General features: G+C 72.9%; 8 protein-coding genes and 1 pseudogene. 5 read left to right on the plus strand and 4 right to left on the minus strand.

Going from position 1 to position 9,098, the window contains the following annotated elements; genetic code table 11:
* Positions 1 to 143 precede the first annotated feature (143 nt).
* On the minus strand, positions 144 to 1,430 hold the full coding sequence (locus tag ABZ914_RS39995) for a KamA family radical SAM protein (protein WP_500199763.1): 1,287 nt from the start codon (positions 1,428 to 1,430) through the stop codon (positions 144 to 146).
* Between the two features lie 384 nt (positions 1,431 to 1,814).
* On the opposite strand from ABZ914_RS39995, the gene ABZ914_RS40000 reads away from it, so the two are divergent.
* From ABZ914_RS40000 to ABZ914_RS40010, 3 genes are read left to right on the plus strand one after another with little or no spacing between them, the layout of a single operon-like run.
* Positions 1,815 to 2,618, plus strand: a complete 804-nt coding sequence (locus ABZ914_RS40000; RefSeq protein ID WP_500199764.1) for a DUF998 domain-containing protein — start codon at positions 1,815 to 1,817, stop codon at positions 2,616 to 2,618.
* The gene (locus tag ABZ914_RS40005) at positions 2,615 to 3,571 is read left to right on the plus strand and encodes an alpha/beta fold hydrolase (protein ID WP_500199765.1); all 957 of its coding nucleotides are present in this window, start codon (positions 2,615 to 2,617) and stop codon (positions 3,569 to 3,571) included. Before ABZ914_RS40000 ends, ABZ914_RS40005 begins: the two co-directional genes overlap by 4 nt.
* Positions 3,568 to 3,921 carry a hypothetical protein gene (locus ABZ914_RS40010; protein WP_500199766.1) on the plus strand — a complete coding sequence of 118 codons (354 nt, stop codon included), beginning with the start codon at positions 3,568 to 3,570 and terminating at the stop codon, positions 3,919 to 3,921. Before ABZ914_RS40005 ends, ABZ914_RS40010 begins: the two co-directional genes overlap by 4 nt.
* A 9-nt stretch (positions 3,922 to 3,930) precedes the next feature.
* On the opposite strand, the gene ABZ914_RS40015 is transcribed toward ABZ914_RS40010, so the two are convergent.
* Entirely contained in the window at positions 3,931 to 4,329 is a 399-nt protein-coding gene (locus tag ABZ914_RS40015; protein WP_500199768.1) for a hypothetical protein, read from the minus strand.
* Between the two features lie 252 nt (positions 4,330 to 4,581).
* Here ABZ914_RS40015 and plsX point away from each other — a divergent pair.
* Both plsX and argS read left to right on the plus strand, forming a co-directional pair.
* Positions 4,582 to 5,658: pseudogene (plsX, locus tag ABZ914_RS40020) on the plus strand (phosphate acyltransferase PlsX); the annotation flags it as partial.
* Between the two features lie 355 nt (positions 5,659 to 6,013).
* Positions 6,014 to 7,759 carry an arginine--tRNA ligase gene (argS, locus tag ABZ914_RS40025; protein WP_500199770.1) on the plus strand — a complete coding sequence of 582 codons (1,746 nt, stop codon included), beginning with the start codon at positions 6,014 to 6,016 and terminating at the stop codon, positions 7,757 to 7,759.
* Between the two features lie 5 nt (positions 7,760 to 7,764).
* Here the strand turns inward: argS and ABZ914_RS40030 are convergent, their stop codons facing one another.
* The gene (locus tag ABZ914_RS40030; protein WP_500199771.1) at positions 7,765 to 8,706 is read right to left on the minus strand and encodes an LLM class flavin-dependent oxidoreductase; all 942 of its coding nucleotides are present in this window, start codon (positions 8,704 to 8,706) and stop codon (positions 7,765 to 7,767) included.
* Positions 8,703 to 8,954 (minus strand): DUF2630 family protein, encoded by a 252-nt coding sequence (locus ABZ914_RS40035; RefSeq protein ID WP_190860363.1) that lies wholly within the window; start codon positions 8,952 to 8,954, stop codon positions 8,703 to 8,705. Before ABZ914_RS40035 ends, ABZ914_RS40030 begins: the two co-directional genes overlap by 4 nt.
* Between the last annotated feature and the right edge of the window lie 144 nt (positions 8,955 to 9,098).

The following is a 9,098-nucleotide window of genomic DNA, read 5'->3' on the forward strand; positions in this document are numbered from 1 at the left end:
CGCCCCCGGGGGGGGGGGGGGGGGGGGGGGGGGGGGGGTGGGGGGGGGGGCGGCCCACCACGCGGCCCCCGGCCGCGAATGCGCCCCGGCGGCGGGGGGGGCCCCCCCCGCTACCCCCACAGCCGGCGGCGCCCGGAAGGTACCTACTTCTCCCAGGGGAAACGGTCGGCGAACGCGGGCTTGAGGTCGTCCAGCCACGCCGCGTCCGGGTCGTACTTGGCGAAGAACGGCTTGCCGACCAGGTCCGCGTCACGGCACTGGATGAAGTGCAGGACGAACACCTTCTCGCCCATCAGGTCGATGACGCCGTCCACGCACACCTTGCCGGGGGTGGCGGACATGGACGGGCCCCGGACGGTCCTGGAGAGCCCCGAGACGTTCTTGTAGGCGTCCCGGTAGATCTCGTAGGCGCGGGCGAGCGGGACCGCGAAGTAGTCCTGGGGACCGGTGTCGCGCTCGACGAACATGTAGTACGGGACCAGGCCCATCCGGGTCTGGGTCCGCCACATGCTCTCCCACGTCGCGGAGTCGTCGTTGATCGTCCGGATGAGGGGGGCCTGGGTCCGGATGACCGCGCCCGTGTCGCGGATGCGGCGGCACGCCTCGGCGACCATGAGCGGCTCCAGCTCGCGGGGATGCGAGAAGTGCGCCATGAAGGCGAGGTTCTTGCCCGACTCGACGACCTGCTCGAACAGCCGCAGCATGTCGTCGGCGTCCGGGTCGGTGACGAACTTCTGCGGCCAGTACGCCAGCGACTTGGTGCCGATCCGGATGGCCTCCAGCTGCTCCAGCTCCAGCAGCGGCTCGATGTAGCGCCGCAGCACCGGCTCGCCCATGATCATCGCGTCGCCGCCGGTGAACAGGACGTTCGTCACCTGGGGGTTGGCGAGGAGGTAGTCGCGCAGGGCGGTGGGCTCGTCGCCGGCCATCTTCAGGTCGGGCTCGCCGATGAACTGCGCCCAGCGGAAGCAGTAGGTGCAGTACGCGTGGCAGGTCTGCCCCTGCTTGGGGAAGTACAGGACCGTCTCGCCGTACTTGTGCTGCATCCCGGGGATCTTGCCGTCCCCGAAGCTCGGGATGTTGAGTTCCATCTGCCCGGCCGGGTGCGGGTTCAGCTTCATCCGCACGGCGTGCGCGGCGGCGTCGATCTCGGCCTTGGGGGCCTCGCGGCGCAGCAGGTCGGACAGGTGCGCGACGTCCTCGGCCGGAAGCATGTCCTCCTGCGGGAACACCAGCCGGTAGATCGGGTCGTCCGGCGCGGCCGACCAGTCGATGAGCTCCTCAATGACGTAGGCGTTGGTCCGGAAGGGCAGGACCGTCGCGACCGCTCGGGTGGCGAGCCGCTGCTCGGGCGACAGACCGGCGCGAGCGGTGAGCTCGTCCAGGTGCTTCGCCGTGAAGGCGCGGAACTTGCGACCTGTGGATCGCATTGCGGGAGCCGCGTCGTTCACCAGTGTCACGTGTTGGTACTCCTTGATGTCATGGGGGAGCGGGCCCCCGGGCGCGTCGTCACGGACGGTGATCAAAAAGCCGCGGGACACCCCCATTCAACCGTTTGGGTCCGGTTCATACCGAATTGATACCCCCTACAGGGTACGGAAAAAGCTGGTCAGCCCGGACCCTGACAAATCGCCCCTGCATCATCGTCGACGCCCCGCCCCATGTTCAACGACTACGGGACGTCAACCTCTCCGTCACGGCGGGGCCACGCTTCGGCCAGCGGATACTCCGGAAACCGCGCCCCAGGTCACACGGTGACACGATGTTCGGAAATACTGGCGAGGGCGGCACCGCGGACGGGCGAAGGGGCTGGTGTGCACTCCCATGACACGGACAGTCCGGCCGAGCCGGTCGATGGCCAGGGTGGAATCGCGCCCGGACCCGGCACCGGCGGACCGGACCTCCACGAGCCCGGCGGGCCGGGGGTCGCCCCGCGCTACGTGATCGTCCTGGCGTTCCTCGCGGCGCTCTTCTACGCCTCCTTCTTCCTGGAGAACTGGCTGAGCCCCGACCTGGACGTCGTCAACGGCTACGTGAGCGAACTGTCGGCGATCGACCAGCCGTTCCACCTCGTCTACAGCGGCGGCGACCTGATCACCGGGGTCCTGTCGATCATCGTGTCGGCCGGCACGCTGCGCCGGCTGCGGCGCCGGCCGCTGGCCACCGCCGGCTGGGCGTTCCTCGGCCTGTTCGGGATCTGGGCGATCGGGGACGCCTCCTTCCCGCTGGACTGCGCCCCGAACCTGGAGACGTGGTGCGCCCTGCGGGAGCGCTCCGAGCACGTGTCGTTCTCGCACGAGTTCCACTCCGTCACCAGCACCGTCGTGATCACCTGCGGGGTGATCGCGCTGTTCCTGCTGTCGCTGGCCGCGCGCCGCTACGGGTGGTGGCCCGTGCTGGCCCGCTGGGGCTGGGTGGTCGCGGCGGCCGAGACCGTGTTCGCGCTGAGCACGCTGCTCGCGATGTACCTGGGCCGCTGGCTCGGCATCATCCAGCGCGTGCAGATCTCCGTCCTGTGCGCCGGGCTGCTGCTGATCGCCTGGGCGCTCTACACCGACCGCCGGAACGCCGGGCGGGCCCCGGCCTCCCCGCCGCTACGGGAGAAGACGCACCTATGAGCGACAGCCGCGCCGCGAACGACGGCGAGATCACGCACGAAGGCGGCACCGTGAACGAAGGCGGCACCGCGCACGACGGCCGTGCCGCCGTGAGCGAGGTCGTGAACGTGGGCCGCGAGCAGGTCCACGTCGTCGAGGAGGGGCCGGCGGACGGGCCGCCGCTGCTGCTGAGCTCCGGTCTCGGCGGCGCCTGGTTCGACTGGCGGCCCAGCGTCGACCTGCTGCGCGACCGGAACCGGGTGATCGCCTTCGACCGCCCGGGGCTCGGCCTCAGCCCCGCCGCGATCGCCGCGCCGACGCTGCGCCGCGAGGCGGACGTCCTCGCCGCCCTCGCCGAGCGGGCCGGCCGGCCGGTGATCGCGGTCGCGCACTCGATGGCCGGGTTCCACGCCGAGGCGCTCGCCCGGCTCCGCCCCGACCTGGTGCGGGGCCTGGTGCTCGTCGACCCGAGCTACGAACCGCACCCGCACGAGCTCGTCCGGTTCGCGGCGGCCGCGACGCCGCTGGCGACCGCGGCCGGGGTGCTCCTCGGCGCGACGCGGCTGGCGCGGGTCCTCGGGCCGATCGGCCGCCGCGCCGTCCTGAAGCACACCAGCCGGCGCGACGAACCGGTCCCGGACGCGGTCGTCCGCTCGGTGTACGGGCGCGGGACCGTTCTCGGCACGGTCATCGCGGAGGATCTCGCGTACCGGGAGCAGGCCGTCGACCTGGCGCGGCTCCGCGAGCGCCGCCCGTTCCCCGCCGTCCCGCTGGTCGTGCTGACCGCGCTCGGCGACGTCAGGGGCGAGGCCAAGAGGCGCGAGTGGTCGGAGGGGCACGCGCGGCTGGCGAGGATGACGCCCTACGGGAGCCAGGTGGACCTTCCGGACGCGCGGCACATGGTCCAGCTCGACCACCCGGACGCCGTCGCCGACGCGGTCGCGGAGGTGCTCCGGGCGGAGGAGACGGTATGAGGCGCGTCCTGGCGCTGGTGCTGGCGGCGGTGCTGGGCGCGACCCTGTCCGGATGCAAGGTGATGCAGCGGATCTCCGAGGAGTCCTACCGCAACGCCGTCACCGACGGGGTCGTGGCCGAGCTGAAGAAGCGCGACATCCGGCTGAAGGCCCGCCCGTCCTGCCGGACGCCGAAGATCGGCGACACCGTACAGGTGTCCTGCACGGCGACGACGAAGGCGGGGCAGCCCGTCGCGGTGACCGGCACCGCCCTCGGCGCCGACGGCGCGCACCCGGTCGAGGAGTACACCGTCACCGTCGCCGGGCGGGAGGTCCTGGACCAGGGCTGCCTCGGCCTCGGCTGCTCCTGAGCCGCCGTCTCAGCCGCTCTTCTTGTGGCAGGAGGCGCCGAGGCACTGCGCGTTCTCCACGACCGGGCGGCCGTCCACGAGGATCGTGAAGTAGTTCCTCTTGGCCTGCTGCTCGCCGCTGCCGATCACCTTGACCTGCTTGTTGTCGGCGGTCGTGCCGGTGCAGGACACCCGCATGCTCTTCTTCGTCCAGCCGGGCAGGTCCTCGCACTTCAGCGGCGACCGCAGGTTCACCCCGCGGACGCTCAGCTCGTCGGTGGCCTTCGCCGGCATCGCGTTGCGCAGGGCCGCCTGCGTCTTGTACGTCAGCTCGCCGCCCGAGGTGACCAGCACCCACGCGGCACCGCCCGCGACCAGCAGGACGAAGAGCACGGCGGAGCCCAGGATCAGGGTCTTCTTGCGATTCATCACCATTTCCACGTCCGGTACATCACCGTCCGTACTGGATCACATGCGGTGGGTACCGGACTTTTCCCTGATCATGCGCATTCGTTGCCCAGGGCACGGGCCGTCCGGCGCGGCGGTCGCGGCGGTCGCGGACGCGTGAGGCTCGCCACCTCCGGGCCGCGCACCGCCAAGGCACCCGAACCGAGGACTTACCATGCGATGAGCTGCGGATCTCGCGCGCGCCACCCGTCCCTCTCCCTCCTGGAGCGACCCATGACCGGTCAAGGCGAGCCGCCGCGCCCGGCGGCCCGCCGTCCGGCGACGGTGCGGCCGCTGCCGATCGCGGTCGACACGATGGGCGGCGACCACGCCCCCGGGGAGATCATCGAGGGCGCGGTGGAGGCGGTCCGCGCGCACGGCGTGCGGGTGGTGCTGGTCGGGCAGGCGCCGCGGATCCAGCGCGAGCTGGACCTGCACGGCGTCGCCGGGAAGATCCCGATCGTGCACGCCGAGGAGGCCCTCGACATGGGCGAGGGCGCGCTCGCGAGCTGGCGCAAGCCGAAGTCGTCGATCGCGATCGCCTGCCACCTGATCAAGCAGGGCCGGGCGTCGGCGCTGGTGTCGGCGGGCAGCACCGCCGGGGTCGTCGCGACGTCCCGGCTGCGGCTGAAGGGCCAGCAGGGCGTGATGCGGCCCGCGATCGCGGTGACGCTGCCCACCTCGCCGCGCCCGACGATCCTGCTGGACGCGGGCGCCAGCGTGGACGTGAAGCCGGAGGGGCTCGTCCAGTTCGCCGCGCTCGGCACCGCGTACGCGCAGATCCTGCTGGGCGTGGAGCGGCCGAGCGTGGGGCTGCTGACGATCGGGGCCGAGCCGGGCAAGGGCAACAAGGTCACCAAGCGGGCGCACGAGCTGCTGTCCGGCTCCAGCCACGGCATCGAGTTCGCGGGGAACGTGGAGGGCCACGACCTGCTGAGCGGCGAGGTGAACGTGGTCGTGACCGACGGCTTCACCGGCAACGTCGCGCTCAAGACCATGGAGGGCACGATCCGGACCGCGTTCGCGGAGATCCGGGGCGCGATGACCGCGAGCGCGCCCGCGCGGGTCGGCGCGCTGCTGCAGCGCCGCCGGCTGCTGGAGCTGCGCGAGCGGCTCGACCCCGACACCTACGGCGGCGGCGTCCTGCTCGGCCTGAACGGGACGGTCGTGATCGCGCACGGCGCCTCGCACGCCCGCGCGATCACCTCGGCGTGCGAGCTGGCGCACCGGCTGGCGGCCGGGCGGATCGTGGAGCGGATCCGCGAGCAGGTCGCGGCGACGCGGACGTCCCGGTTCGGCCGGTGGACGCACGGCGAGCGCGACTCCCAGGCCGACAAGGCGGATAAGGCGGATAAGGCCGACAGGCCGGATAAGAACGACAGGGCAGACAAGAACGACAGGGCGGACCGCGCGGACAGGGCCGACCGGGCGCCGAAGTCCCCGGAGCGGCCGCCGGAGCCCGCCAAGCCCGCGGAGCCGGCGCGAGAGGCCGCGGCGCCCGCCGGCGAGCGCGCCGCGCCGGAACGGACCGAGCCGCCCGCCGCGACCTAGTCCGGGACGGGCCGGGGAGATCGCCGGTGTGAACGGCGCCAACGACGTGCCGCGCCGCCCCGCACGGCGGGAAAACCCGTGCCATGCGGTACGTGCGCGCCGATAACCTTGGAACATGCCCGATCCGCAACTCGTACTCGCCGCCCGGGTCCAGGACGCGCTGAGCGCCGCCTTCGGACCGTCGTACGCGGACGCCGACCCGGTCATCCGGCCGTCGCAGTTCGCCGACCTTCAGGCCAACGTGGCGCTGCCGCTGGCCAAGAAGCTGGGCCGCAAGCCGCGAGACGTGGCCGACGAGATCGTCAAGCACCTCGACGTCGCCGGCGTCGTGTCGGACGTGCAGGTCAGCGGGCCGGGCTTCATCAACCTCACGCTGAGCGACGAGTGGATCGCCGGTGAGGCGCAGCGGGCCCTGGAGGACGCGCGGCTCGGCGTCCCCGCGACCGCCGCGCCGCAGAAGGTCGTCGTCGAGTACTCCTCGCCGAACGTGGCGAAGGAGATGCACGTCGGGCACCTGCGGACCACGATCGTCGGCGACGCGATCGCCCGCATCCTCGACTTCCTCGGCCACGACGTGGTCCGCGACAACCACGTCGGCGACTGGGGCACCCCGTTCGGCATGCTGATCGAGCACCTGCTCGACCTCGGCGAGGACGCCGCCGCGCGGGGCGACTCGTCCGTCAGCGACCTCACCGCCTTCTATCAGGCCGCCCGGGCGAAGTTCGACGGCGACGAGGGGTTCGCCGACCGGTCCCGCAGGCGGGTCGTCGCGCTCCAGGCCGGCGACCCCGAGACGCTGCGGCTCTGGAACGTCCTCGTGGACGTGTCCAAGAGGTACTTCAACTCCGTCTACGGGCTGCTCGGCGTCACCCTCACCGACGACGACATCAAGGGCGAGAGCTTCTACAACGACCTGCTCGCCCCGACCGTCCAGGAGCTGGAGGACAAGGGCATCGCGGTGGTCAGCGACGGGGCGCTCTGCGCGTTCCCGCCCGGCTTCACCGGCCGCGAGGGCGAGCCCCTCCCGGTGATCATCCGCAAGAGCGACGGCGGCTACAACTACTCCACCACCGACCTCGCGACGATCCGGTACCGGGTCGACACCGAGCACGTCGACCGGATGATCTACGTGGTGGGCGCGCCGCAGTCGCTGCACTTCCAGATGGTCTTCGCGGTCGCCCGGATGGCCGGCTGGCTGAACGACGACGTCCGCGCCGACCACGCGCAGATCGGCAACGTCCTCGGCACCGACGGCAAGATCCTGCGGACCCGCGCCGGCGGCACCGTCAAGCTCGCCGAACTGCTGGACGAGGCCGTCGAGCGGGCCGGCACGGTGTTCGACGAGATCCAGCACGACGAGCCGTTCGACGACGCCACCCGCGCCGCGATCGTCCAGGACGTCGGCATCGGCGCGGTCAAGTACGCCGACCTGTCCGTGGCGCGCGACAGCGAGTACGTCTTCGACCTCGACCGGATGATCTCGTTCAACGGCAAGACCGGCCCGTACCTGCAGTACGCGGCCGCGCGGATCCGGTCGATCTTCCGCAAGGGCGGTGTCGCCCCCGACGAGGCGACCGGCCCGATCGTCCTCACCGATCCGGCCGAGCGCGCGCTGGCCCTGCAACTGCTCGGCTTCGGCGCGGTCCTGGAGCAGGCGGGCGAGACCGCCGAGCCGCACAAGCTCGCGACCTACGTCTACTCGGTCGCCGACGCCTACACGACCTTCTATGAGAACTGCCCGGTCCTGAAGGCCCCGGACGAGGCGACCAAGGCGTCCCGGCTCGCCCTGTGCGCCGCCACGCTCCGCACCCTCACCACCGGCCTCCACCTGCTGGGCGTCCCCACCCCGGAACGCATGTAGCGAGGTCAGTGCGCCGGAGCGGCCTGCGCCGGGGCGGCGTTCGGCGCAGGCCCGGCGGAGAGGCCCCGCCTCTCGCGGGCGGCCTGCTCGCGGACGGCGGGGACGACCTCCAGCGCGAAGACCGGAAGCTGCTCGGGATCGCCGCCGAACAGGAACGTGTCGACGCCGTGCCCCACCGCCAGCTCCGTCATCTCGTAGACCCACTGGCGCGGCGGTCCGTGCAGGAAGCCGCGCGAGTCCCGCCCGTCGATGGCGCCTTCGAGCAGGTAGACGCGGCGCAGCTCGGACGGGGCGCGGCCCGCCCGGGCGGCGGCGTCGTCGAGGCGGCGCTGCCCCTCGGCGAGCCGCTTCGGCGGGACGAGCGACGACGGCGCGATCCAGCCGTCGGCGACGCGCCCCGCGAGATCGAGCGCGCGCGGCCCGGTCACCCCGAACCAGATCCCGATCTGGTGGGCGGGCGCCGGCCCGGCCTGCGCGGCGGCGAACCGGTGGTGCTCGCCCTGGAAGCGCAGCCCGTTCTGGTCGCTCCAGTGCAGCCGGATGATCTGCACCGCCTCCTCCAGGGAGCGGCGCGCGGCGGCGGCGGCGAGCCGCGGGCCGCCGTAGGCCTCCACGCCGTCCCAGGACGTGCCGGAGCCGAGCCCGAGCTCCACGCGCCCGCCGCTCAGGGCGTCCATCGTGGCGAGCGCCTTGGCCAGCAGCGCGGGCGGCCGGAGCGGCAGGCACGCCACGGCGGGCAGCACCCGGATCCGGGGCGTGACGGCCAGCGCGGTCGCCATCAGCGTCAGCGCGTCGGCGGTGTCGCGCTGGTACGGGCGGTCCCGGACGCCGAGCAGGTCGAGCCCGTACCGGTCCGCGTCCTGCGCGATGCGGACCAGCGGCGCGGACGCGTCCGGCGCCAGCGACAGGCCGAAGCGCAGCGGCCGCCGGGCGAGGGGCTGCGTCACTGCAGGTACCCCTCGACCTCGTCCGGCGGGCGGACGTGCGCGTCCGCGTCGCCGGGGTCGCTGCCCGCGTCGATCCGGGCGCGGCGGCGGCGCAGCAGGTCCCAGCACTGGTCGAGGGCCACCTCGAGGTCCTCGAGCCGCCGGTGCTCCTCGTCGCGGTCCAGGTCGCCGCGCTGGTAGCGGTCGCGCAGCCGCTGCTCCTCACCGACGTACTCGTCGATGCGCGCCAGGATGTCCTTCTCGTCCAATGGGCCCTCCCGTGAGCCGGCCGTCGTGGATCGCCGGCCGGCGGCGTGCGTGTGCGCGGCAGGCTCCGCCCGTGCCCGTGCCCGTGCTCGGGCACGGCCCCGCCCGCGGGCTCGCCGCTCGCCGCGTCCCGGGCAGGGCGCGGC

This window comes from Spirillospora sp. NPDC046719 (assembly GCF_040645715.1).
Classification (GTDB): domain Bacteria; phylum Actinomycetota; class Actinomycetes; order Streptosporangiales; family Streptosporangiaceae; genus Spirillospora.